Source organism: Staphylococcus sp. HMSC062A01 (genome assembly GCF_001836805.1).
Taxonomy (GTDB): Bacteria; Bacillota; Bacilli; order Staphylococcales; family Staphylococcaceae; genus Staphylococcus; species Staphylococcus haemolyticus.
In genome coordinates this window covers 1-22,900 of record NZ_KV830604.1, presented here as the reverse complement: position 1 = coordinate 22,900, position 22,900 = coordinate 1, and the positions used below count along the sequence as shown (strand labels likewise).

Here is a 22,900-nt window from a genome sequence, read left to right as displayed (position 1 = left end):
CACGTATGGAAATAGCAAAGAATATTATTATCTTACTATTAACTTTAATTGGCATTATCTTAATTGGATATGGTGCATATTTAGCGTGGAAGCCGTTAGGTTTTATTGTTGCTGGGCTACTTGTAACAGGCTTTGCATTAACACTTGACCAACCTTTTAAGAGAGGAGGTGGAAATAGTTAATGGGCGTATTTAATTTTAATGGTTTCAGACGTAGTAATGAAGTTTCGATTGATAGAAGTACACTAAGGATGATTACAGAAGCAAACGGTTTAGGTGGCATTACATGGAACGGGATTAGTTCTCTAAGAAACAGTGATGTATTTACTGCCATTGACATTATCTCTAAAGACATAGCTAGTACGAGCATTCAATTCAATGATACAGATAGTTATTTAGATGATGATAAGAAAATACTTAAACTACTTAATAGACGACCTAATCCTTATCTTGATGCATGGCATTTCAAGTACATTATTGTGGCTAACATGCTTTTAAATGGTAACTCATACGTTGAAATTGTAAGAGATGATAAAGGACAACCAATAGAACTTTACCACATGCAAAATAGCGCAGTATCTATTGAACAAATAGACGATAAAATTAAGTATAACTATATTGATGAACGTGACGGTCATGTCCGTTTTGATACAGATGATGTACTTCATTTTAGAATGTTCTCGATGGACGGATTTAACGGTTATAGTCCTTTATTTGCTCTAGCTAATGAAATAGGCATTTCAATGGGAAGTAAGAAATTTTTAGATGAGTTCTTTAAAAATGGCGGTACTTCTACTGCAATACTTAAATATGAAGATGGTCGTTATTCTGATGAAGAATTAGCTATAATCAGACAAAACTTTGAAAACAGTCAATTAAAGAATAATAACGGTTTAGTAATGCTAGACGATACAATGACTTTTGACAGATTGAAAGTACCAACCGAAGTGTTGAACTTTTTAAATAGCTATAAATTTAGTACCCAGCAGGTTGCTAAAGCATTTGGTTTGCCTTTATCGAAACTAGGCATTGAAACTGTGAATACTTCTTTAAAAGACAGTGGTATTGAATATTACAGAAGTACGTTATATCCAATTTTCTCAATGATGAATGCAGAAATTGAAGAAAAATTATTTGCTCAAGCGCCATATGAAGTAACACTCGATTATGACGTAGCACGTTTGATTGATAGTGATCCAGAAGTAAAACTTGAACGTGTTACGCAGTTATTTACTAAGAAAATTATTACGTTAGATGAAGCTAGAGCGCAATTTGGATTTAAACCAGTAGAAAATGGCAGTGAGCCACTCGCAGATTTAAATACTATATTCTTAAAAGATTTATCAGCTTATCAAGATAGTAAAGTTCAGAAGAATATAGATAGCCTCAATAAAGGAGGTGATGAACTGGGTGGCATACAGTCAGATTGAAACAACTACTGATGAAGAAATGGTAGTAGAAGGTTACGCAATTATTTTCGACACATTAAGCGATGACTTAGGAGGGTTTAAAGAAATTATAAGTCCGACTGCACTAAGTCAGGTAGATGTAACAGACGTTAAGTGTTTAATCAATCACGATTATAATCAAATTGTTGGTCGTACATTAGCAAATACGTTAGAACTAACTGTTGACGACAAAGGTCTTTATTTCAAGTGTTTCTTACCAAATACAAGCTATGCAAGAGATATTTATGAAAATATCAAAGCAGGCAATGTAAACCAATGCAGCTTTTTTTATACACTCCCTATTAACGACGATACTGCAAGAACATGGTCAAAGATTAACGGTGAATATGTACAAACGATTAACACGATTGATGAATTACTAGAAGTGAGTATTGTTACTCTACCAGCGTATCGAGATACATCTGTTGTTGTAGGACAACGCGCTAAAGGTCTCGACAAATTTAAAGAGTTAGAAAAGTATAAATTAGAATTCGACTTAGAAAGCTTACGTGTAGACACGTAGGCTGTTTTTTTGCCGAATTTTAATAAATAAATTAAAGGAGTGAAACTAATGGCTACATTAGACGAACAAGCTAAGTCAATTAATGATTTAATTGATCAAGCACAAAAAGCAGTCGCAGATGGAGATGTAGAAACTGCTAGAAAGTTAAAAGAAGAAATTGAACAAGCTAAAGCAACTTACAATGAACAAAAAGAAATTGCTGACGCTGTTCAATCAGAAGAAAAAATCTCAAGTAATTCCGACAAACCAGCATCTACTGAGAAAACAGAAACAGAAGTGAAAAATGACAAACCTGATGCAGAAAGTAAAGATGTAGAAGTAAAAGAGAAGAAAGAACAACCAGAAAAGGTTGAAGTTAAAGAGGAAGTTGAAAATCCAACCGATGAAGAATTAGAAGATAAAAAGAAACTAGGAGGCAAACGCTCAATGACAAGACAGATTATTGAAAATAAACAAAGCAAGTTATCTGACGAAGCGCAAGGCTTTGTAGATTACATTAAATCAAAAGGGACTAAACGTGACAACGTTAAATCAGTCGATGCACAACCTTTAATTCCAGAAGATATTAAGTATGTGCCAGAAGAATTGCCTGAAACGGTAGTTGACCTTAAAAAATTCGTAAATGTTCAACCAGTTACAACTGCTGCCGGCTCTCATCCAATTTTAAATCCTGCACAAGAAACAATGATTGCAGTTGAAGAATTAGAGAAAAACCCAGAACTAGCTAAACCTAAATTCACAGACATTGATTACAAAATTAAAACATATCGTGGTCAAATTCCAGTTTCTCAAGAAAGTTTAGACGATAGTGAAGCAAATCTTGCTCAAATCATTGCTAAAAACAATGCACGTCAAGCTTTGAATACAACTAACCAACAAATTGCAGATGTAATGAAAACATTTGAGGCAGTTAATACTGCTAACTTAGATGATATTAAAGCAATCATCAATGTAGATATTGATCCAGCTTATAATCTTTCATTAGTTGTGTCTCAATCGTTCTATCAAGCGTTAGATACACTTAAAGACAAAAATGGTCAGTATTTATTAAAACAAGATATCACTAGCAAATCAGGTACAACTTTATTTGGTCGTCCAGTATTCATCGTTAAAGATGAAATTTTAGGTGCTAAGGGCGATAAAAAAGCGTTTATCGGCGATTTAAACTACGCAATCTTCTTTGCAGACCGTAAACAAGCTACTGTTAAATGGGTAGAAAATGAAATTTATGGTCAAGTTTTAGCAACTTACATGCGCTTTGACGTTGTAAAAGGTGTAGAAGAAGCAGGCCGTTTCTTAACTTACACAGGTACAGCTGGAGACTTAGGCACTGGCTCACCTGAAGCATAAAAGGAGGCTAAATAATGGCTAAATTCAAAGTGTTAAAACCTTATAAAGATTTAGAGTTAGAAAAAAAACTAATCAAAAATGAAAAAGTTGAGATGACTGTCAAACGTTCAGAAGAAATTGAGAAAACTTTATCAGATAAAGGCTATGAAGGACCTTTCTTAGAACGTATTGATAATAAAGATAAAAAGTAGGTGATTAAATGCTTACTTTGGAACTTGAAGAAGTTAAAAATCGTTTAAGAGTTGACCATGATTTTGATGATGATGAAATTCTAGGGTTGATACAAGCGTCTGAACAAGAAATACAGGGCGCTGTAAGTGGTTATGGCAAAGCAAACGCCTTTTATAAAGGTAATGCACTTTACAACTTAGCTGTAATTAACCAAGTTGGCCACCACTATGAGAATAGATCAACTACAAGTCAATTCGCTAAGCACAATGTAGCACCTTCATCACTAGCACTTATTCAAAGTTTGAGAGGAGCGTATGCTTTATGGAAATCGGAAGGCTCAAACATCGAATAAAGGTTTATGACGAAACTGAAACAGTCAATGATGAAGGTATCTATGTAACAGATAAGAAGCTGATTGCCACTCCTTATTGCGAAGTGTCAAAAACCACAATAAAAGAATTTAGAGAAATGGGCCTAGAGGCAAGAAAAGGAACAATCGACTTTATTATCCGTTATAGACAAAAGGCTGATATACAGTCAGATATGATAGTTGAATTCAAAGGGAAAGAATACAAGATTAAATATATCGAAACAGACTTACAAGATTTAGAGCGTCAAATGTTGAAATGTGAGGTGGTAGAGTAATGACTAAACAACGTTACGACAGTGATAAGGATATATCAGATAAAATCAGAAAATTAGTTATCAATAGTGAAAAGCAATCAAAACAGGCAGTAACAAAGGCTGCAAAACTCTATAAAGCTAACATTGAGGCTAATACGCCAGTACACAAGCGACAAACTCATTCGACACATGCAGTAGAGGTATTAAAAATCTCTAATTTCAGTCGTGATGAACTTAATCCAACTAAAACAGTTGGTTTTGATAAAGGTCGTAAACGTAAAGATGCTGGTTGGTATATCCACTTTCCTGATGTCGGTACTCGTCCCTCCACACGTTCTATGGGACAGCCACCACAACACTTTATGCGACGTTCATTAGAAATGAGTAAAGCACCAATTCTTGCGATATATAAAGAAGCAGTAAGGAATATGGTTGATATTGACTAGACATCCTATTGTACGTGTATATTCATGGCTAAAAAGCGATAAAGAGTTAGAGAGATTACTCAATTCTAGTAAGCAACCTAAAATATTTAATTTTGAAATTCCTGAAAACTATCAAAAAGCAGAATACACACCTTTAGTAAGAATTACAGAGATATTATTACAAAACACAATATATAGAGATGGCGATAGTGAATACTATCGTTTTTTATTTGCCATTGAGACGTTTGGTAACGACATCAACACAACTTATACAGTAAGCGAACATGTGAATGACATTATCAAACAGTACGATGGCAGAGTGATAAGCCGAGACCTTTCAAAATATAAGGAACTCGGTCTTTTTAATCAAATGAATGAATACGAAATAATTTTACCAGTAAAGGAGTAATTAATAATGGCAGATAAAAAAGTGGCAATTACATGTGAAGGTTTCAAAGCACGTCGTCAAGAAGGTAACGGTTATGAAGCAGGACCTTTAACAGACATTCCAGGTTTACAAGAAATCGGAATGGAATTAGAACAAGGTAACGAACCAGTACATGCAGATGGAGTTAAAAAATTAAACTTATTCAGTGGTATTACTGGCGCAACAGTTACAGCAAATTTAATGGAATTAAATAAAGAAGAACGTGAACAGTTCTTAGGAGTAAAAGTTGAAAAAGGTATGGAATTATATACTTCCGACTTAGTACCACCGTATGTATCAGTTTCATGGAGATACCGCTGTAATGATGGAACATTCATCTATTATGGGTTAACTCGTGGTAATTTCAATATTCCAAACACAAACGCTTCTACTATGGAAGATAGTCCAGAACAACAAGACCAAGTAGAAATGGAAGGTTCATTTGTACAACGCGATAAAGATAAATTGGTATATGCACGTATTCATAGTGCAGATCCAGATTTCAACGAAGAAGATTTCTATAAAGCAATTCATGGTGACGATGCAGTGACGACTGCTGACAATACACCAGCTGCATAAATGATTTAAGGCGACTGTAATAGGTCGCCTATTTTTGTATACAAAAATAACTGATAAGGGAGCAATACTAAATGGCTAAAGTAATTTTAAAAATTGACGGTAAAAACAAAACATTTGTTAAAGATAAATTGAATTTAGGTGCAGTTAAAGCACAAGCAGAGTTCGAGCAAAAATTACAAACAGGTTTTAGTACAATCGGCGAGTTGCAAAACTTATACCGTAAACATCGTTCAATCTTAAACAAAATTGAAAAAGTAGAGAATAAATTAGCAGATGTAGAGACGGATGAAGAAGCAGAAAAATTATATCAAGAACTAGACGAGCTAGAAGCAACAGATGAGTATAAAGAGTTCTTAAATAAATCAGAAGAACTAAACGAGCAAATCAAAGAAGAAGGCGACGATGAAGATTTTGAAATTTATGACGAGTTCGCAAATTTATTAGTTAAAGTATTCGACAATCAATTCACGATTGATGAAGTGTTTGACGGTTTAGAAGTCGAAAACAGTTTGCCAGATACTTATAGCAAAATCTTCGCTAGTAATGACGCGGGAAAGCCAAAGAAAAAAGCGACTACAACAAAGACAAAACAGCAGACGAAATAGTTGAAGATATTTATTTAGTTTACCGTCATTTTATCGAGGATGCACAGTACAAACCACATGAAGTTGACGCAATTGTTATGGAAGATTTCGATAAATACTTCAATACGAAGAAACGTAAGCGTAAGGCTTCTAAAGTGGCTAAAGCAGGAGCATTAAGTCCTGAACAAATGATGGCATTAATTTAAAGATAAGGAGGTGGAATAATGGCAGATTTTAACTTAGGTGCAGAGGTTTCAATGGATGTCGATCCCATAAAAGCCTCCACAAGAACATTAGAACGAGAACTAAAGAACATCAATAAATCTTTACGCTCTCAACGTTCAGAATTTAAGAAAAATGAGTTAAGCGCTGAACAATTAGCAAACAGAGAAAAAGATTTAGGTAAAGCAATCACAGCACAAGAAGGTTTGCTTAAAAAACGACAAGATAGCTTGGAAGATGTTAGAGCTGAAATAAGTAAATCTAATGTAGTAACGGAAGAACAAAAAAGGAAGCTTAATAGTGCATCAAGAGCAGTACAACAAGCAGAAAATCAACTTTCGACTTATAATCGTGAATTAAAAGAAACAGAATTAGCTTACAAACAGTTTAACCGTTCTAGTGACCAAGTAAAGAATAGCTTAGGTGAACTTAAAAACAGAGCAAAACTTAGTGAAATTGCTTTTAAACAAGGTACACGTTCAGTTGATAACTACAAAGATCACTTAACTGAAATGAACTACACTATCACTAAATCGAAAGCTAACATCAACTTACTCAAACAAAATTTAAGAGAAGTGTCCTTAGCACATGGTTCTACAAGTAGACAAGCCGACAAATTACGTAACGATATTTTAAAAGAAAGTATCGCCATGCAAATTGCACAAGGCCGAGCAGATGAACTTTCAGATGAATTAGATGAAGTTGCTAGGTCACAACGAAAAGTAGCATTAGCTGCTACCTTAATGGGAGCAGGTTTTGCAGGTGCTAGGGGTAGTGCAGATAGAATAGCAACAACCTTACGAAGTTTAGGAGAAATTACACAAGGTGTTGTGGGCGAAATCATGGCTACACAGTTCGCTAACTTAATACCTATCATGGGTTCAGTTGTTAGTGCTGGTGCTGGTATCGGTGGTATGCTCACATCATTAGCTGGAGGCGCTATCGGTCTAGGTGGTGCATTTGGTATTGGTATGGGCGCTATTAATGCGTTTGCAGGTCAAGCCACATATGCACTTAAAAAATTAGAAGATGGCGAATTAGCATTAACTAATGAAACAAGACGTTATCAAAGTGTGTTGAGTAGTTTAAAAAATGAATGGGAAGCGCTTATCGCTCAAAATCAAGCTAAAATTTTTAACACACTTAGTAATGGCATTAATATTGCTAGAACTTCTCTATCTAACCTAAATCCTTTCCTAACACGTACAGCAGAACAAATAGAAGGTATGAGTGGAAAGATGTTGAATTGGGTTAAAACTTCATCCAATGCAAAAACTGCTTTCAACATTCTAAATACACAAGGGACACAAGCGTTCGGTCATCTATTACAAGGCGCTTATCATTTTGTAGACGGTACAACCGCTGTATTCAACAAACTTAGTCCATTATTTGTATGGGCATCAAAAGGTTTTGAAAATATGGCATTGTCATTTAGAAAATGGGCAAATAGTGTTGAAGCCTCTAAAGCGATAAATGATTTTGTTGAATACACTAAAACTAACTTGCCTATCGTTGGAAGAATATTCGGTAATGTATTTGCTGGTTTGTTTAATCTGTTCAGTGCATTTAGTGGACATTCTCACAACGTATTACTAGGTATAGAAAGTGTAACAGAGGGTTTTAGAAACTGGAGTGAAGAATTAAAACGTTCAGACGGTTTCAAACAGTTTATTGAATACCTAGAAACAAATGGTCCTAAAGTATGGCAGTTAATTAAAAATATAACTGGTGTGTTATGGGGATTAGTGAAAGGTATGGCTCCAGTTGCGTCAGTCACATTGTCGATAACTAATGCTATAACTGGTTGGATGGCAAGCATGGTTAATACACATCCGATGATAGGTAAAATATTAGGTTCAACAGTAGCTTTGACAGGTGCTATTTTACTATTACTTAAACCAATATTCCTAGTTAAAGGTGCTTTAAGTGGTATGAGAGGCGCTTTACTTGCTGTTACAGGTGCAGAGAAGTTGTTAGGTGCGCAAGGTGCATTTGCAACATTAGGAATGAAACGACAAGCTATACAAGCAAAAATAACAACTGCTGCAACTAAAGCATGGGCAGCAGTCACTAAAGCTGCTGCATTTGCAACTAAAGGTTTAGGACTAGCACTAAGATTTATGACAGGTCCAGTTGGCATTGTAATAACAATTATTGGAGCTTTAACGACTGCCATTATTTATTTATGGAAGAATAATGAAACGTTCCGTAACTTTGTGATAAAAGCATGGAATGGTATTAAAAATACAGCTATTGCAGTGTTTGGTTTCTTGAAACCTTACATTATCAATATTTGGAATGGTATTAAAAATGCATCTATTGCAGTTTGGAAAGGATTAAAAACTGCTGCAAGCGCAACATGGAATGCGATTAAGTTTGCAGTTCAACATCCTATTCAGGCATTAAAAAATATAGTAACTGCCGTATGGAACGGCATCAAAACTGCTAGTATTACAATTTGGAATTTAATTAAAACTGGAATACTTACAATAGCTAAAAGTTTAGTTGGTTTAGTACGATCTAGTTTTAATGGCTTGAAATCATTCTTTAGCGGTATATGGAATTTTATTAAAAATATTTCCTTAAGAACATGGTCGGCTATTAAGAATGGCGTTTTAAAAATTATTAGATCATTAGTTAATGGTGCTAAAACTGTAATTAATGGATTGAAAATATTCATTACGACAGCATGGAATTTTATTAAATCAACGTCAATTAGACTATGGAACGCTATAAAGAATGGTGTGGTAAATGCTATTCGTGGTATGAGTAACGGTGTTAAAAAAATAGTGGGTGCTTTAAAATCATGGATGAGTAAAGCATGGAATGCTATCAAAAACACAACAGTAAAACTCGCTAAAGGTTTGAGTAGCGGTGTTAAAAATGTATTTAATAGTTTATCTAAAGTAACACGCAGTATCTTTAATAAGTTAAAAAAATTCCTGTCTAATGTATGGCGTAGTATTAAAAATACCACTGTTAAACTTGCTAAATCGTTATGGTCGGGCGTAAAAAATACTTGGAATAGTCTTTCAAAAGGAACGCGTCGTATTTTTAATAATGTTAAAAGTTATATGAGCCGAACATGGAATAGTATAAAAAACAACACTATTAAATTAGCTAAATTATTGTGGTCAGGCGTTAAGCGAAACTGGAATAGTCTAAAAAGTGGTACTAGCGCTATATTCAGTAGAGTAAAGAACAGCACTATATCTAAATGGCGTTCTATGAAAAATAGTATGGTAAATATAACATCGGCATTATGGTCTAAAGTAAAAAATACATTTTCTAATATGACTAACGGAATTAAGAATTTTGTAGGTCGTATTAAAGGGCATATTACTGGCATGGTGAGTGGTGTTAAAAAAGGGCTTAACGCTCTTATAAATGCTGTAAATTTCGTTGGTGGCAAATTAGGTATAGACAGTAAAATACCTAAACTCTCTACTGGTACAGAAGGTGCAAACTCACAAAGTTTTGTATCAAATGGCGCTATTAATCAACCTACATTAGCAACAGTTAATGATAAAGGTAGAGGTAACGGAACAGGTGCAAACGGACATCAAGAATTAATCCAACGTAGTAATGGCTCAATCTATGCACCACAAGGACGAGATGTTGTTGTTCCTCTAAACAAAGGCGATAGAGTTATTAATGGTAAAACTACTCAAAAACTTCAAAATCAAGGCTTTATTCCTAAATTTTCTCGTGGTACAGATAGCGGCGAAGATGTTAGAAAACGTATGCTAAGAGACGCTAAGAAACGCAAAAAACATAACCACCCTACATTTGACGCTGGAGAAATGATGGGACAAGGTGGTTTTGGTGCAGGTGGTGCTGGAGGCGCTGCAAAAGAAGCGTGGAAATACGTTACTGACAAAACTAAAGATATAGGCTCGGGTGCTAAACATACAGTTAAATCTCTTAGTGATGGTGCTAAGAAAATGATTAACACAACTAAAGGCGCTTTAGGTGCTGCAGGTAGTTGGGCTAAAGAGAAAGCAGGAGACTTATTACAATATGTTGGTAGTCCAGGAAAACTTGTTAATAAAGTTTTAAAAGAGTTTGGCGTTGACTTCAGTATGGTTAATGGTGAAATTCCTAAAATGCTTTGGGACGCAATGTGGAAACAACTAAAAGAAGGCGTTAAATCATTATTTGGCGGTTGGTTAGATGACGTTTCTGGTGGTGATGGCGACGGTAGATTTATCAAATATCTTGATAACATTACTACAAGATACAGTCCGAACGGTCCACCACCAGGCTATCCGTTTAACTGGGCGCATCCGGGAATTGACTTACCATATATTTATGAAAAAGTCCTAACGCCGATGGGCGGTAAAGTTGAAACAAGACATACAGCATCAGGCTTTGGGAAACATGTTATCGTAAGAGCAAAACCTTATGATGCTTATTTTGGCCACTTGAGTAAATGGCTTGTTAAAAATGGACAACGTGTTAAACCAGGCGACGCTATTGGTATATCTGGTAATACAGGTTCAAGTAGTGGTCCACACTTACACTATGAAATGAATAAACACGGTTTTGGTTCAATGACAGGACATTCTATTGATCCAGTTAAATGGTTGAAGTCACATAACGGTAGTAAGAGTGTTTCTAAATCCGCAAGTGCTTGGAAGCCAGATATTAGACGTGCTGCTAAAGCAATTGGTGTACGAGTATCTAATGCTGATGTGAATGATGTTGCTCGACTTATCCAAACAGAAAGTAGCGGTAATGCTGGAGTTACACAAGGGATAAAAGACGTAAACAGTGGCGGTAATGAAGCGCAAGGTTTACTACAATACACACCTGGCTCATTTAACAGTTACGCAATTAGAGGACATAAAAACATTAAAAACGGTTATGACCAATTACTTGCTTTCTTCAATAACACAGATTGGCGCGCTAATTTATCTTACTGGAAACGTCGAATGGCTAGTGGATTAACTGGTTGGGGTCCAACTGGTAGACGTAAAAAATACGCCACAGGAACAAACAATGCTCGTAAAGGTTACGCTACTGTGTTTGAAAAAGGTGGCGAAATCATGAACTTGCGAGGTGGCGAGCAAATCATCCCTAATGATGTATCAATTGCAGCAATTGAACGTGTTATTAATAGTGACATCTTTAATCGTACTCAATCGGCAGTATACGAAGCAATCTCTCGCTTTGCAGATGGTATTAGAGAAGAAAAAGACAAACAACAACAAACAGAAATGCGTAGAAATTTAGAATATCAAGCGTTAAAAGAACAAAATGTTAAATTAACATCCTTAGTAGAGAAGATGGACGCAATCATTTCTACATTATTCAACTTAGAAGATAGTAATGAACGTATTGCAAACAAATCTAATGTAATTGATAGATATTCGTTAGGTGAAGAAGTAAATACAATCGTTGATAAAAGAGAACGTCATAAAAATAGAAAAGCTAGATTTAAACCTAGTGTGACTTAGGAGGGATATTTTGAGCGACGCTTTAATTATTAATGATAAAAAAGTGGATGATATTTATATCGAAAGAGGGTTCAAAATACCCTCTTTTAATTATGCCTTAGAAGTCGAAGAAATATCAGGTAGAACTGGTGGTGTATTAAAAGATAGAAAGATAGGTCCGTTAGAATTTGAAATACCTTTGATAGTAAGGAATGACACTCACACAAACAGAAACGGTCGAAAAAATCATGACGATATCATAAATGATTTAGTAAAAATAGTGGATAGTGATAAGCCGATTAAATTGCAGTTTGAAAGCCAAAACTGGTATTGGAACGCCTATATCACTGGTCCTTTCGAATTAGATAAAGATGTAGGGATGCAAGCTGAACTCTCTCTAAAAGTTACATTACTTGATCCTTACAAATACGCAGTTGAAGGTACTAAAAACACAGCTATTTCTGACCAAGTTTCAGTAGTAAGTACAGGAACAGCAGACAGTCCTATTATTGTGCAAGCAACAGCATTAAAGAATTCGAGTTACTTCTCTATCACTAAGAATGATGAAGATTATTTTATGATTGGCGATGATGATTTAGATAAGAAAGTCGAAGATTTTACACCTACTTTATTCAATGATGAGATGCGTTCTTTCTTTGGATGGACTAAAGTCACTAACGGTACTATTAACGACAATGTAACTGGCGGAACAGTTGGTGGTGCTATGACAATGAGTTCTTCAAAAGACGCTTTTATGCTCAATGAAAGTAGTATTACAAGTACAAGTGGATGGAATGGTGCAGAATATAAGCACTCATTCGGTAAAAGCACTCAAGATTTTAGTTCGACAATTAAAATACATGTTAATCAAAGTAAAAAAGGTGCAACACATGCAACACAGTATGTATATGATACAGATAACCGTGTAATTGCTTCTATTGGTTATAGTAATCCTAGAGCAACGCAAAATATAGGTACAATACATGTGGCACTATTCGACCAAAATGGTAATCAAAAGACAATATATAGATATACAAATACACCAAAATTTTACACATGGAAACATATAGTAATTTATATGCGTTTAAAACGTATTGGAGATAAGTTTTATATAAAAACATGGAAATATGACGAAGTAGACTATCCTAAACGAATTACGCCAGTAGATGTGACAGAAAAGGTATTTATTGATAGTGGGAACTTCTATCAACGACCTATATCAGCAGTAAGTATCTATATCGCTAAAAATGGCAATAATTATCATATGCCTACAACAATTTTAGGTAGTTACAATCATGAAATATTACCTAAACCACCTAAAGCAAGAGATTTAATCATCAAAAAAGGTGATTTAATTAATATTAATATGGAAGAAAAGACAGTAACGATCAATGAAGAACCTGCACTCGATTTAAAAACATTTGGTAGTGACTTCTTTAACATAAATAAAGGGATTAATGAATGTATGATTTATCCAGAAAACACATATGACACGACAGTGTATTGGCAAGACAGATACTTATAGATTGGAGGTGGAAAAGTGAAGAATGTAGGAATACATGTACTTGATTTTAATGACAATATTATTGATTTCATTAGTCAAAGTGATGGTGCATTGATTAATGTTGAAATGAGTATGAACGTAGAAGAAAAAACAGAAACTTTTGATTTTACAATTGAAAATACTCGAGCAGAGAAATTAAGAGAACGCAATCGTATTATCGCTCAAGACAATAACGGTACATTCAGAGAATTTATTATCATCCACATTATAGATAACTTTGACGGTACAACTGAAATTGAATGTAATGCTAGTTATTTAGAAGATTTGAAAACTGCCAAGCCAATTAAACCTGGTAAATTTGAAACACATACAACAACACAAGCATTGCTTAAAACACTTGCTGATACAGGTTGGGAAGTATCTGATGATACAGAATATAGTGGCAATAGAACAACGTCATGGACTTCTCATACTAATCCGTTTGATTTAATTTACATGCTTTGTACTACTTACGACATGGTCCCTAGTTTTTATATTGAATTAGGCGCACATACTGTTGAACATCGTTATGTATCAATCACTAAACCTAAAAACTTATTCAAAGGTAAGGAAATCACTAAAGGTAAAGATCTAACAGGTATGACAAGAACGATTGATCTATCCGAAGTGAAAACTGCTTTACTTGCAGTTGGTCCTGAAAAAGAAGGTGGCTCAAGAATTGAAACTGTTGTAGTAGATGATGAAGCACAAGAGATTTTCGGACTACCTAACCGTTATATTTGGGATGTATATGAGCCTGAAAGTAACGACGAGAATATGACGCTTAAACGTTTGACTACACTTGCTAAAACAGAACTTAATAAGCGTAATCAAGCAGCGATAAGTTATGAAGTATCTTCAATTGATATTCATAAATATTATAATGATGTAACAGTGCATCTAAGAGATATTGTCAGAGTGAAAGACAGAGATTTCAGACCACCGTTATATATAGAAGCAGAAGTTATAGGTATCAAGTACAATTGGTTAGCAGATGAAAGTGAATTTACATTCGGTAATGTTATTGAATACGAAGAAACAAAACTCAGAGAGTTCTTTAATAGAAAATTAGATGAAATTACTAAAAAACTAAACGACAGTATTTCTAATGTAAATACTATTGTGAGTGATGTTGTAGCTGGAGAATTAGAATATTACGAACGTAAAATATTTAAAGGTTCAGAGCCACCAGAAAACCCACAAAACGATACATTATGGTATGACACATCAAACCCTGACGTTGCAGTACTACGTAGATATTGGAACGGAGAATGGATCACTCAAACAGCTGATGATGTTGAAAAAATAGGCGGTTTAAGACGTGAGCAAGTGATGTATCGAGATTTAAATAACAGTTTCATCAATTTAACTATTCAACACAGTCAATTACAAAATGATGTATATGATGTATTGAATAGTGAATATCTTGTGGACGATGATTTAAAAGGTAATTTAAACCAAGCGTTGTTAGATGTAGATGCTGTGTATCAAGAAATTAAAACTAATTTAGATAGTATGGATGAAGATACAGCAACAATAGGAAAATTAATTGACACACAAACATTATTCACTATGTATCGTCAAAAGTTACAAACATTATATAAATACGTTACTGACGCTAAAATCTCAATAGACAAACGTTTGAAATTACTTCAATCACAATATACTGATGAGAAATTCAATGACGCTATGGATAAAATAGCTCAATCATTGCCTAATGGTCATTGGGATAGTGAAAATCAACAGTTATATGCAGATATACCTAATCGTAATGAAGTAGAAAATATAAAAAGTACATTACAAGAGTATACAGACGGGAAAATAAACGATTTAAACAGTATTTTAGATAAAGAAATTGATAGTAAGATAAATACTACTAAATCTGAAATAAGCGCGAGTATTAGTAGCGTAGAACGTAAAATAGACGGTATTGAAGTTGGCGGAACAAACTTAGCATTGAATAGTAATGCACTGTATCAAAATTCAAACTATTTAATTGCTGAATATACGTTATCTAGACCAATGGAAGTTGGTAAAACCTATACAATCACAGTTAAGGGTAATGTGGAGAATACGGATGGTGGTCTAGCTATACTATGTGATAAAGGTAGATATTTCATATCTCGAAATACAGATAAGATTTCAGAGAATATATACCGAGTGACATTTGAAGCAGTTAATGACCGTTACATTACGGACAACATCAGATTATATAACTTTCCTAATAGCACTTCTATTAGTGCAGATATTGAGTGGGTAAAGTTAGAAGAAGGTAATAAAGGTACAGACTGGACACCAGCGCCAGAAGATATTGAAAGAGCAATTTCTAATTCTAACGAAGAAGCTCAAAAAGCAGCACAAGCCTACGCAGACGCACAAGACAATTTGCAATTAATTAACGCTAAAGCATATGCAGACGGTATCGTGTCAGATGAAGAACAAAGGGCAATAGCTGACGCAATAGCAAAACGTGATGAAGCAAAAAAATATGCAGAGCAAAAAGCACAAGAAGCGCAAGAGGCGACAAATCAAAATACATCTAATAAGTTAGAGCCTATTACAACAAAAGTTACAACTAACGAAACTAAAATATCTGAATTAGACAAGCAGATTAGCTTAATGGCTAAAAGTGATGATGTAGCACAAAAATTAAGAGATGTTGACGGACGACTTACACCTTTAGAAACAACAGTTGAAAGTAATAAAGCAACGCTTGATATTTTACCTACACAAATCGACAGTAAAGTATCTAAAAAAGATTATACTTTGGATAAAGATAATATCGTTCAACGTTTAAATAACGCAGATAGTGAAAGAAAACAACTTTCAAACGAAATTACTGATAAAGTGACAATAACTAAATTTGAAAGTGGTATAGATTCAGTTAAATCTACTAATAGAAATTATTTACAATCTTATTACTCGACTACACAAAATAGTACATCTGGCATAGCGAAAGGTCCATATAGTGTTGCATTAAATGAATCTCAAAGAATTAATTTTTATTTTTACGATAGGTATGACAGTAGCAACACTCCCTTAAAACAAGATACTGACTATATTTTAAAAATTCACGAAAGTAGTTCGGATATTAAAGTAGGAATTTTTTATAAAAAAGGCTCTTATTCTATTGTTAGTTATACCACTGATAAGATTATACGTTTCAATACAGGTAATAAAGAAGATATTTTAATTGTCGCTGTTTCCCAATCTAACAATCAACATATAGGTAAAATCAGTTTATATGAAGGGACAAAAGAGCTTGATTGGTCGCCAGCACCAGAGGACGTTGAAATATTAGGGCTGACAGCTGAGAATAATGCAAAAAGCTATACAGACGCATATAAACGTAACAATGATATTGCTATGACAAAATTAGAAACGTCAGTTTCTCAACTAGACGGAAAAGTGTCTATTAAAGTTGACGAGCAAAAGTTCAACGCAAGTCGTAAAACATTATCTCAAGTCATTTCAGAAATATCAGCCACAACTAAGGGGATAAATTTAAGTTACGATGAAAACGGTAATATCCAATCATATACAATGGATAAAAACGGTATTCAACTTAGAGGCGATAAAGTAGATATTACAGTTAATAAAGACTTCAATGTGATGGCAAGTAGAGTAGATAATAAAGTTGGTAAAGATGAAGTCATCAACCGTTTAAATTTAAGTCCAGAAGGCTTAGATATTAATGTGAATAATATTGGTATTCGTGGTGGAGATAGCAAGACATATTTAAAACTTAGTCAAGATACATTAGAGTTAGCAGGTACATTTAATAGAACATGGCGTGGCGACATCCAAAAAGATAATGTATATATGCGCGCACAAGGTGGCTTGTTACGTTTTAGAAATAACACTAGAGATAGGTCACTTTATTATTCAGATTTTGGTATTTCCACTTATATTGATGGTAATAATGAAGAAGCATCAGGTTCATTACAATTTTTTGATTACACTTATTCATCTGCTCGTGGGGTAACTTTAAATAGTTCGAATGGTGTTGCTGCGGTAACTTCAGATAATAACCGTGTTATTTTAAGCGCAAACTTAACTGTAAATATAGAAAGTAATTATAGTATTTATTTCAGACCTAATCGTGATAATCGAACTGGAAACAACGAATTTGCTATGTATGTAAAATTAAATGATAGTGGTGCAGATACAGACGGTGTTCTTAAATACGGTAACGTTTCAAGCGATACTTCTCAATATGGTTCAGGAATAAGATTTAGTAAAAGCTCGGTTGAAAGTATAATTTATGCAACCAATAAAGATGGAGATATTGGTACAGGAGATTTCTACGGAAATAAAATATATGGCGCACTTACAGCAAAAGAAAGTAACGCTTATGTATTAGTAGACGGTGCTTTACGTATCACTGATAGAAAAGGCTATAACGACGGAAAAATTAATTATCGAGATATTCAATGTCATGATATACAAGCAGAATCTATTCGATTAATGTCAAATAATAATTTTTATGTCGGAGTGTCTACTGGCGAATTACGAGTGACAAATAACCTAAAATACAACGGTGGCAACACTGGTTACAAACCAGTTAGAGCCTCAGCCTTTAACAACGCATCACTTGAGCAATATAAAACAGATATTAAGAAATGGGACTATGACGCTTTAACTGTCATTGCTAATGATTTAGATCTTTATCAATTCAAATACAAAAATGAGGAAGGTAAAGAAAAAGGATTAAATCATAGAGGTGTAGTTATCGGTAGAGATTACAAAACACCAGATGAATTTATTTTCGGTGATGGCGTTAATCTTTACGAAATGGTTACATGGTCTCTTAGAGCAATACAACAATTAAACAAAAAAATAAATACACTGGAGGAAAAATTAAATGAACAACCAATTACAAGCTAATCCAAATTACGTTATAGAAGAGTTAGTTACTCAAAACGCTAAACTTTCACAAGAAAATGCAATGTTAAGAGCAGTAATTAGAGAGCAATCAGAACAAGAAAATAACGATACTGTAAGTGCTGAAGGAGAGTAACCTTTAGCACTATTTTTATACCAAATTTTAGGAGGAATTTATCATGGCAAATGAAATCGTAAAAAACACAGAAAGTTATATCTTAGTACAAGTGAATGAAAAAGGAGAAGAAGCTGTTTTAGATAATGACTTTAGAGGTCAATTCTATCCAACTAGTAATGTTAGTATTGCGACTAAATTTGATGATTTAAATAAAGTTAAAGCGCTTGCTAGTCGTTTAAATAGTCTAAATGAATTAAATTATGAGTTCGGCATTGTTAGTGAAAAAGTGACAGTCAAACCAGTAAAGTTAACAACTTCACTAGAGTACGTGGAAGAAACAACTGAAACTAACGCAGAATAGGAGTTGAAAATGTGAAAGAAAATTCATTTAATTACAAAGTGTTAGCTATCTTTATTTTCGGTTTTGGTCTGCTCATGTTTGAAAGAGGTTTCTTTTGGACTAAAGAACAAAGCACTGTATTAAGCGATAGCGATTTCTATATAACACTTCATCAAGTTATGCCTATTTGGTTATGGGGCGTTCTAGGTATGATTTTTAGTTTATTTATCATTCTTGCACCTGCATTTTTACCTAAACAACAAATAAGCAATAAATTTAATTTCTTGTTAATTATAGGTGGAAGTGGCAACGCTATTTATTATTTCTTACTAACTTCTGCAAGTATATTTAATGCGATTAACTGGTTAACTCCAGTACAGTTTGCAACCTTAGCAATGATTAATGCGTTAATTGCTTTTAACGGGGGTGCTGACGTTGCAAGAAAAAGATGAACGTTTCGTCTTGAGAGAAGAATTTATCGATAATAACAGGGAAATTTATCATAAAATAGATGAGAATGATAAACGACACACAAGTGAATTGAAAGATTTGAATAATAAGGTAGATAAACAAATTATCTATCAAAAACAAGCATTTGAAAGTCAAGAACGCTCAGAAAAACATTTGGAAAAACTCTCAGAAACAATGAGTAACTTCGGTGAAGAATTTACAGACGTTAAATATCAAGTAAAAGATCATACCAAACAACTTGAAACGTTTAGTGAAGTCATTAAAGAAAAACAAGGTTATAACGTAAAGATTATAGTTGCAATTATCAGTGGTATTGCTTCGGTACTTGTCGGAGCATTAGGTTTTGCAGCTGCATTCTTTTAAGTCGGCACTTTTAGTGTCGGCTTTTTATTTTGAATAAGGAGTGGAAGAGATGGAAAGTATCATTGCATTTGCAACAGTAATTTCAGTTATCACAATCGCATTAACACAATTAGTTAAGCAAGCGGGAGTACCTAAAAATATTGTACCTTTAATAGCTATTGGTATAGGTATCGTTTTAGGGGGTATTACAGCGTTTATTCCAGAAATTATAACAGAATTATCAATCGGTGGTCGATTGCTTGCTGGCTTAATAAGTGGACTAATGGCGACTGGAATTTGGGAAACTGTTAGAACACGCACAGGATCAACAAAAGATAAAAATAATAAAATTGGTGGAGGTCGTGCATAATGGTAGAAAAATGGAATGGCGTTCCTGTTAAATATGATTTTTTACCGATTGGCACACGAAGAAGTGGACAACCCTTAACAAGTAAAAAGCCTTTATTTGCGGTAGCACATGATACAGGTAACCCTGAAACAACAGCACAAACAAATGTGAATTATTATAAAAATACTTATATGATTGATTGGTCAATCGTCGCAAGCGCACATATTTTTGTTGATGATAAGGAATGTATTGTCTGTATTCCAGTTACCGAAAAAGCGTGGCACGTATTATATAATACACCAACTGACAATCAATGGTATAACGCTGATGCAAATGATGTAGCATTTGGTGTAGAAGGTAGTTACTTCCCTAGTAGTCAAAAACGTTCTCGTAAGTCATTAGATAATATGGCACGTGTATTAGCTTATTTATGTAACTATTGGGGCATTGATTACAAAACAGAAGTACCGGGACACCAAGACATTCAAGCTGATAAAATTGATCCTGGAAACTTATTAGAGGCTTGCGGATATTCACGAAACGTTAAGCATTTAGATAAACAGATTGCTAAATACATTAATGGCGTTAAACCTGTACCAAGTAAGAAATTATCAACAAAAACAAGCAAAAAGCCTACACCTTCGCCACAAAGTGTGGTTAAGTATAAACAAGCGATTGAATACATGCACAGTCTGAAAGGTCAGTTTGTAGATTTTGATAATATGTATGCTTATCAATGCGCAGATTTAAGTGTAGACTTCATCTATCATGTGACTGGTGGCGTAAGATTTTATGGTAATGCCAAAGAATTGCATACTTTAAATGCTATGCCTAAAGGTTGGAAAGTAGTTAAAAATACAAGAAATTATGTTCCTCCTATTTGCGCTATTGCAGTGTATACTGAAGGTATTTATAGAGAATGGGGGCATACAGGCTTAGTTTGGGACAATTCAGGTGGTACAAATACATTCACAATCTTAGAGCAAAACTATGATGGAAATGCCAATACACCAGCTAAATTGCGTGAAGATGATTATACAGGCTTAACCCACTTCATTGTGCCAGACTTTGCTGATGACAGTGTCGACTTAACAACTATTAAAGAAGTTAAAGCGACAAAACGTCAATCTAACAGTTCAATTACAGTTAACAAACGTCCACCTAAAAAACTAACTTGGAGTAATCAACCATACTTCAAAGCAATTGCTGATAACGCAGGTGTCACTATTTGTAGACCTAACCACAATAATGTGATGGTTACAACAAATGAAGAATATAAACCGGGCGACGTATTCTATGTATATGAAATTCGTGATGGTTGGGCTAGAGTATACAGTGCTAGTAATAACGGTTTTGTATGGTATGAACGTCTTATCGTTAAAAATATTTATAAAACTTCAGGTGGAAGTAAATTAGCGAATAAACCGAATAAACAAATAGTCAATCAGAAAAATAAACTAGATAGCACTACTGGATTAAAAATTGGTAACATTCCACCTAAAACAATGAAGAAATCATCTAAAGCTAAATTTAGAGCAAGAGTTGACCATTACGGAGCCACTTTAGTGAAGTTTAAAGGTAAAAAATGGTATACGACAAACGACGTATATAGAGCAGGTTATAACCAATTCTATGTGTTTGAAATTAAAAATGGTTGGTGTCGTGTTTATTCTAAAAATAACAATGGTTATATTTGGCATGAGCGTTTAAGAATTACAAAAGTGTATTAATATGTTATGGTAATAGTACGACATTATACAAAGATCTCCATTTTAGGGTAGTCCTAGCGACTGCCCTCTTTTTTTATGTTATAATCAAATAGAAATTGCGGTACACATCTGCGGAGTGTACTTGAGGTAACTGTTACTGACGGTTGCCTTATTTTTATGTTATACTAAATCTACAATACATCTTTATTACCCAAGTTTGTGATGATTAACAGTTTTATATTTTAAGAGGCTAAATCTATATTCTAACCACGTTCTTATGAGCGTGGTGTTTTTTTATTTAGGGACTCAGGTCCCTAAAAAGTCCCTAAAAATTCGTTTTATATGGTGTGTTATTAATAGACAAAATAAAAAGAATCCCGTCGTTATGGGATTCTTAATTTCGAAAAGTGTTTAATTTTCGGTTATTAGCGTCCTGGGAGGGATTCGAACCCCCGACCGATGGCTTAGAAGGCCATTGCTCTATCCAGCTGAGCTACCAGGACATAAATTTTTAACACAAGAATTATTATAGCTAAAGAAACCTTATTTAGCAATAGCTTTAATATAAAAAAAGTTTATATTTTTCACTAATTATGTGTATTTGTAACTTATATCGACTATGTGCAAGTGCAATAAGACATAAAGTCGAGCAATTGAATGAATATCGTCAAGCCATATGGACGCAGAAGTAATCAAATGTATAGAACCAATAGGAAGCATTATAAGCAACTATGAACAAACTATAAACATCTATGAAGGAATAAAGTAATAAATAGATCCTAAGTGTTGAAATTATTCTCATCTATTATTCATATACTCAATCCAATTACAAAATAAAAGTATCATGATAAATAGTGAAATACAGAAATGAATAAAGTTGCAATGACTAACATTACGATTAATTAAATAGTTGAAAAGGACTAGAGTATATTCACTTGTCTGTTTAGATAAATGGTTGTAATGAGAATCCTTGACTTGCAATGGTCTCTTAGTAGGTTAAAGCGTTTATAAAACAAGGTGAATTTTAAAGAAATATAAAGCTAATGTAAAGGTCTTGTAAACGTTTGCGGAATTGTCAGATTTTGCACAACATATTTGAATGCCTAAGTGTGTTTTATGTAATCAAAGGTCTACAGTTTTGATGTCTAATTTATAAGTTAAGAAAGATAGAACGCAAATAGCATAAATCACTATATAGTATAAGTAACAAAACGATAGGTAAACAAAAACTTACCAATTAATCGTTTTTGGTTTTAAGAAATAGCTTAATGTATCTATTGAATTTTATACATTAAGATTTAAATACTTTAAATAAAAAGAAATGGAGCGATTTAAATGTCAAAATTAGTACAAG

The 22,900-nt window shown here is 33.9% G+C and carries 20 protein-coding genes and 1 tRNA gene; 20 read left to right on the top strand and 1 reads right to left on the bottom strand.

What is annotated here, in order from left to right; translation table 11 throughout:
* Positions 1–5: 5 nt before the first annotated feature.
* From HMPREF2715_RS12000 to HMPREF2715_RS02655, 20 genes are all read left to right on the top strand, one after another.
* On the top strand, positions 6–182 hold the full coding sequence (locus tag HMPREF2715_RS12000; RefSeq protein WP_176746960.1) for a hypothetical protein: 177 nt from the start codon (positions 6–8) through the stop codon (positions 180–182).
* Positions 182–1,429, top strand: coding sequence for a phage portal protein (locus tag HMPREF2715_RS02735; protein WP_066032090.1), 1,248 nt, complete (start codon positions 182–184; stop codon positions 1,427–1,429). The genes HMPREF2715_RS12000 and HMPREF2715_RS02735 overlap by 1 nt, the downstream gene beginning before the upstream one ends.
* Positions 1,410–1,970 (top strand): HK97 family phage prohead protease, encoded by a 561-nt coding sequence (locus HMPREF2715_RS02730; protein WP_256277962.1) that lies wholly within the window; start codon positions 1,410–1,412, stop codon positions 1,968–1,970. The genes HMPREF2715_RS02735 and HMPREF2715_RS02730 overlap by 20 nt, the downstream gene beginning before the upstream one ends.
* Before the next feature lie 48 nt (positions 1,971–2,018).
* Complete coding sequence (locus tag HMPREF2715_RS02725) at positions 2,019–3,320, top strand: phage major capsid protein (RefSeq protein WP_070839299.1); 1,302 nt, start codon at positions 2,019–2,021, stop codon at positions 3,318–3,320.
* A 14-nt stretch (positions 3,321–3,334) separates the two neighbouring features.
* Entirely contained in the window at positions 3,335–3,511 is a 177-nt protein-coding gene (locus HMPREF2715_RS11995) for a hypothetical protein (RefSeq protein WP_162837136.1), read from the top strand.
* An 8-nt stretch (positions 3,512–3,519) separates the two neighbouring features.
* Complete coding sequence (locus HMPREF2715_RS02720; RefSeq protein WP_070436663.1) at positions 3,520–3,843, top strand: head-tail connector protein; 324 nt, start codon at positions 3,520–3,522, stop codon at positions 3,841–3,843.
* The gene (locus HMPREF2715_RS02715; protein ID WP_070839296.1) at positions 3,813–4,136 is read left to right on the top strand and encodes a phage head closure protein; all 324 of its coding nucleotides are present in this window, start codon (positions 3,813–3,815) and stop codon (positions 4,134–4,136) included. The genes HMPREF2715_RS02720 and HMPREF2715_RS02715 overlap by 31 nt, the downstream gene beginning before the upstream one ends.
* Positions 4,136–4,561 carry an HK97-gp10 family putative phage morphogenesis protein gene (locus HMPREF2715_RS02710; RefSeq protein ID WP_070839293.1) on the top strand — a complete coding sequence of 142 codons (426 nt, stop codon included), beginning with the start codon at positions 4,136–4,138 and terminating at the stop codon, positions 4,559–4,561. The genes HMPREF2715_RS02715 and HMPREF2715_RS02710 overlap by 1 nt, the downstream gene beginning before the upstream one ends.
* Positions 4,554–4,949: a hypothetical protein gene (locus HMPREF2715_RS02705; RefSeq protein WP_070839291.1), complete on the top strand. Its 396-nt coding sequence runs from the start codon at positions 4,554–4,556 to the stop codon at positions 4,947–4,949. The genes HMPREF2715_RS02710 and HMPREF2715_RS02705 overlap by 8 nt, the downstream gene beginning before the upstream one ends.
* Positions 4,950–4,955: 6 nt before the next feature.
* Positions 4,956–5,546: a major tail protein gene (locus HMPREF2715_RS02700; RefSeq protein WP_070839289.1), complete on the top strand. Its 591-nt coding sequence runs from the start codon at positions 4,956–4,958 to the stop codon at positions 5,544–5,546.
* Positions 5,547–5,617: 71 nt separating this feature from the next.
* Complete coding sequence (gene gpG / locus HMPREF2715_RS02695; RefSeq protein ID WP_070839288.1) at positions 5,618–6,151, top strand: phage tail assembly chaperone G; 534 nt, start codon at positions 5,618–5,620, stop codon at positions 6,149–6,151.
* A gap of 203 nt (positions 6,152–6,354) precedes the next feature.
* Positions 6,355–11,811 (top strand): peptidoglycan DD-metalloendopeptidase family protein, encoded by a 5,457-nt coding sequence (locus HMPREF2715_RS12385; RefSeq protein ID WP_070839285.1) that lies wholly within the window; start codon positions 6,355–6,357, stop codon positions 11,809–11,811.
* Positions 11,812–11,821: 10 nt separating this feature from the next.
* Complete coding sequence (locus HMPREF2715_RS02685; protein WP_070839282.1) at positions 11,822–13,315, top strand: phage distal tail protein; 1,494 nt, start codon at positions 11,822–11,824, stop codon at positions 13,313–13,315.
* A 15-nt stretch (positions 13,316–13,330) separates the two neighbouring features.
* Positions 13,331–18,220 (top strand): phage tail spike protein, encoded by a 4,890-nt coding sequence (locus HMPREF2715_RS12190; RefSeq protein ID WP_070839279.1) that lies wholly within the window; start codon positions 13,331–13,333, stop codon positions 18,218–18,220.
* Positions 18,198–18,353 (top strand): hypothetical protein, encoded by a 156-nt coding sequence (locus tag HMPREF2715_RS11990; RefSeq protein WP_176746959.1) that lies wholly within the window; start codon positions 18,198–18,200, stop codon positions 18,351–18,353. The genes HMPREF2715_RS12190 and HMPREF2715_RS11990 overlap by 23 nt, the downstream gene beginning before the upstream one ends.
* Positions 18,354–18,396: 43 nt before the next feature.
* Complete coding sequence (locus HMPREF2715_RS02675; protein WP_070839276.1) at positions 18,397–18,696, top strand: hypothetical protein; 300 nt, start codon at positions 18,397–18,399, stop codon at positions 18,694–18,696.
* 11 nt (positions 18,697–18,707) lie between these two features.
* On the top strand, positions 18,708–19,127 hold the full coding sequence (locus HMPREF2715_RS02670; RefSeq protein WP_066032116.1) for a hypothetical protein: 420 nt from the start codon (positions 18,708–18,710) through the stop codon (positions 19,125–19,127).
* Complete coding sequence (locus HMPREF2715_RS02665) at positions 19,111–19,509, top strand: hypothetical protein (RefSeq protein ID WP_070839274.1); 399 nt, start codon at positions 19,111–19,113, stop codon at positions 19,507–19,509. The genes HMPREF2715_RS02670 and HMPREF2715_RS02665 overlap by 17 nt, the downstream gene beginning before the upstream one ends.
* Positions 19,510–19,558: 49 nt before the next feature.
* Positions 19,559–19,858 (top strand): hypothetical protein, encoded by a 300-nt coding sequence (locus HMPREF2715_RS02660; protein WP_049426300.1) that lies wholly within the window; start codon positions 19,559–19,561, stop codon positions 19,856–19,858.
* Complete coding sequence (locus HMPREF2715_RS02655; RefSeq protein WP_070839272.1) at positions 19,858–21,567, top strand: peptidoglycan recognition protein family protein; 1,710 nt, start codon at positions 19,858–19,860, stop codon at positions 21,565–21,567. The genes HMPREF2715_RS02660 and HMPREF2715_RS02655 overlap by 1 nt, the downstream gene beginning before the upstream one ends.
* Positions 21,568–21,975: 408 nt before the next feature.
* Here the strand turns inward: HMPREF2715_RS02655 and HMPREF2715_RS02650 are convergent.
* Positions 21,976–22,049 (bottom strand) — tRNA-Arg (locus HMPREF2715_RS02650).
* Between the last annotated feature and the right edge of the window lie 851 nt (positions 22,050–22,900).

Bases quoted from the DNA above. Each gene is read 5' to 3' on its own strand.
- HMPREF2715_RS02710 (WP_070839293.1), top strand. From the start codon at position 4,136: ATGACTAAACAACGTTACGACAGTGATAAGGATATATCAGATAAAATC.
- HMPREF2715_RS02735 (WP_066032090.1), top strand. From the start codon at position 182: ATGGGCGTATTTAATTTTAATGGTTTCAGACGTAGTAATGAAGTTTCG.
- HMPREF2715_RS11990 (WP_176746959.1), top strand. From the start codon at position 18,198: ATGAACAACCAATTACAAGCTAATCCAAATTACGTTATAGAAGAGTTA.
- HMPREF2715_RS02655 (WP_070839272.1), top strand. From the start codon at position 19,858: ATGGTAGAAAAATGGAATGGCGTTCCTGTTAAATATGATTTTTTACCG.
- HMPREF2715_RS02720 (WP_070436663.1), top strand. From the start codon at position 3,520: ATGCTTACTTTGGAACTTGAAGAAGTTAAAAATCGTTTAAGAGTTGAC.
- HMPREF2715_RS02660 (WP_049426300.1), top strand. From the start codon at position 19,559: ATGGAAAGTATCATTGCATTTGCAACAGTAATTTCAGTTATCACAATC.
- HMPREF2715_RS12000 (WP_176746960.1), top strand. From the start codon at position 6: ATGGAAATAGCAAAGAATATTATTATCTTACTATTAACTTTAATTGGC.
- HMPREF2715_RS02715 (WP_070839296.1), top strand. From the start codon at position 3,813: ATGGAAATCGGAAGGCTCAAACATCGAATAAAGGTTTATGACGAAACT.
- HMPREF2715_RS02675 (WP_070839276.1), top strand. From the start codon at position 18,397: ATGGCAAATGAAATCGTAAAAAACACAGAAAGTTATATCTTAGTACAA.
- HMPREF2715_RS11995 (WP_162837136.1), top strand. From the start codon at position 3,335: ATGGCTAAATTCAAAGTGTTAAAACCTTATAAAGATTTAGAGTTAGAA.
- HMPREF2715_RS02725 (WP_070839299.1), top strand. From the start codon at position 2,019: ATGGCTACATTAGACGAACAAGCTAAGTCAATTAATGATTTAATTGAT.
- HMPREF2715_RS02700 (WP_070839289.1), top strand. From the start codon at position 4,956: ATGGCAGATAAAAAAGTGGCAATTACATGTGAAGGTTTCAAAGCACGT.
- HMPREF2715_RS12385 (WP_070839285.1), top strand. From the start codon at position 6,355: ATGGCAGATTTTAACTTAGGTGCAGAGGTTTCAATGGATGTCGATCCC.
- gpG (WP_070839288.1), top strand. From the start codon at position 5,618: ATGGCTAAAGTAATTTTAAAAATTGACGGTAAAAACAAAACATTTGTT.